General features: G+C 73.9%; 2 protein-coding genes. One reads left to right on the top strand and one right to left on the bottom strand.

Annotation, left to right across the window (positions count from 1 at the left end; genetic code table 11):
• On the bottom strand, window positions 1-571 hold a 571-nt coding region (locus CQZ88_RS11105; RefSeq protein WP_374703821.1), incomplete at its 3' end, for a YdcF family protein.
• A gap of 84 nt (window positions 572-655) precedes the next feature.
• Here CQZ88_RS11105 and CQZ88_RS11100 point away from each other — a divergent pair.
• A partial coding sequence (locus tag CQZ88_RS11100) for a TPM domain-containing protein (RefSeq protein ID WP_102799752.1) occupies window positions 656-2,619 on the top strand: 1,964 nt, incomplete at its 3' end.

The raw sequence follows: 2,619 nt of genomic DNA, 5'->3' as shown, positions 1-2,619 counted from the left end.
CGGTGCGGGTCGGCGCGGTCCACGCGTCGAGACCGGCGTCGCGGGCCATGGTGCGAGTGCGCAGCGAATGCCACGGATCGCTCACCAGCACCGCGGAGTGCAGTCCCTGCCCGGCCATCTCCCGGCTGACCGCCTCGACGCTGAGCAACGTGTCCGACCCCTCTTCGACGGCGGTGATCGCCGACTCCGGCACTCCCTGCGCGATCAGGTAGTTCTTGCCGGACGCCGCCTCGGTGAACAGGTCGCCCTCCTGCTTGCCGCCGACGGTGACGATCCGCTCGGCCACCCCGTTCTCGTACAGGGTGAGGGCCTGGTCGAGCCGGGCCTGGAACACCGACGACGGGGTGCCGGAGTACTGGGCGGCACCGAGGACCACGATGGCGTCGGCCCGGCTCCAGTCGTCGATGCGCGCCACCTGCCACACGCGGACCGCGGTTCCGGCGAGGACGGCGATCGCCGCGAGCAGCACCCCGAGCACCAGCCGGCGCGTCCAGCGCGCGACGCCCGCACCGAACCCGCGCGGGGGTTCGGGCAGGGACGGGGCCGGGCGTGGGCGGGCTGCGGTACTCACTCCCCGATTCTGCCAGTGTTCCGAGCGCGCCCACCCGGCGACGCGCCACGGGCGACAGCGCATGCGAGCCGATAGATTCGACGCATGTCACCGTATTCGGTCGCCGTCCGGCCGCTTCCGGCCCGCCCGCTCCGCCGCTCGCTGTCGATGTCGGTGCCGATCCTGCTCGCGGCCCTGGCCTGGCTGGTGCTGCCCGGTTCGGCGACGGCCGAGCCGCCCTTCCGGCTTCCCCAGCCGATCACCGACACCGCCGGAGTACTGGATCCGGCGGCGACGGCGCAGATCCAGCAAGCAGCAGACGCGCTCTACGCCGAGCACGGGGTGCAGTTGTGGGTGGCGTACGTGCCGACGTTCTCCGGACTGTCGTCCGACGACTGGACCGAGCGGACTGCGCAGGCCAGCAACTTCGGGACGGACACGGCCCTGCTCGCCGTGGCCACGCAGGACCGCGAGTACGCGCTGTGGACGCCGAACGCCCTGTCCGGGGTCACCGCGTCCGAACGGGACGCCATCAGCGCGGACCGGATCGTGCCGCAGTTGCGCAGCCAGGACTGGGCCGGGGCCGCGGTGGCGGCGGCCGAGGGTCTCGAGGCGGCGTTGTCGGCGTCGGGTTCCGGCTCCGGCACCACGCTGCTCGTCGGCGGCGGAGTGATCGCGGCCGGGGCCGGGGGGGTGTACCTGTACTCCCGGCGCGCGAAGCGCAAGCGGGCCGAGGCGGGCGCCCAGGCGGCGGCGGCCACCGACCCGACCGACACCGACGCGCTGCGCGAGCTGCCGCTCGAGGGCCTCGAGCTGTACGCCCAGAAGATCCTGGTCGAGACGGACAACGCCGTTCGCTCGAGCGCCGAGGCACTCGAGCTGGCGCGCGGAGAGTTCGGCGATGCCGCGGTCCAGCCGTTCGACCGCGCCTATCGACAGGCGCAGTCGGCTCTGGCGTCCGCGTTCGAGATCCGGCAGCGGCTCGACGACGCCATCCCCGAGACGCCCCAGCAGCAGCGCGACATGCTCGTGCAGTTGATCTCGTCGTGCGGCCAGGCCGACCGGGAACTCGACGCGCAGGTCGAGGCGTTCGACCGGATGCGCGACCTCCTGCTCGACGCACCCGCCCGCCTCGACGCGCTCACACAGCGCGCGATCGCGTTGCGCGCGCGGTTGCCCCAGGCCGAGGCGACGCTGACCGAACTGCGAACGGAGTTCCCGGCCGGCGCGCTCGCCCCGATCACGGACAACGTGACGCTGGCGCAGGACGAGATCGAGTTCGCCGAGAAGTCCGTCGATCAGGGCCGCACCGCGGTGGCACGTCCCGTCGGCGAGCAGGGCGACGCCGTGCGAGCCATCCGCGAAGCGGAGGGTGCTCTCGGGCACGCTGCCACGATGCTCGACGCAGTCGACCACGCCGCCGACGACATCCGGCGGGCGATCGCGACGTTGCCGGCCGCGATGGCCGACGCCGCACAGGGCATCGCCGACGCCGAACAGCTCGCCGCCGCGGGTGGTGCGGAACTCGCCGAGGCCCGCAAGGCCGCGCAGGCGGCCCTCGACCACGCCCGGGCGGACATGAACACCGACCCGCTGGGCAGTTTCACCCGGGTCGTGGAAGCGGACGCACGACTCGACGCGCTGCGCGATCGGACCCGTCAGGCGCAGGAGGAGGCGCAGCGCACCCGCCGGCGCCTCGAACAGGATCTGGGGGCGGCTCGATCGCAGGTCACCGCCGCGGCGGACTTCATCGGGACGCGGCGCGGTGTGATCGGCGCCGAGGCCCGCACCCGGCTGTCCGAGGCGCAGCGCCACCTGGACGCCGCGCAGCGGCTCGCCGCGCAGGAACCGGGGCAGGCGCTGCAGCACGCTCAGGCGGCCGCGACCCTCGCGGCGAACGCGCTGCGCGCAGCGCAGAACGACGTGCAGCGCTGGGAGCGTCAGCAGCGTCCGCCCCGCGGCGGCGCCTCCGGCGGCAATATCGCGGGTGCGGTGCTCGGCGGAATCCTCATCAACAGCATCCTGACCGGTGGCCGCGGGGGCGGCTTCGGGGGCGGGGGCTTCGGCGG

The organism is Rhodococcus sp. ENV425 (assembly GCF_002887785.1).
Classification (GTDB): domain Bacteria; phylum Actinomycetota; class Actinomycetes; order Mycobacteriales; family Mycobacteriaceae; genus Rhodococcus; species Rhodococcus aetherivorans.
The sequence above is the reverse complement of the archived record's forward strand: the minus strand, read 5'-3'. Positions and strand labels throughout refer to the sequence as shown.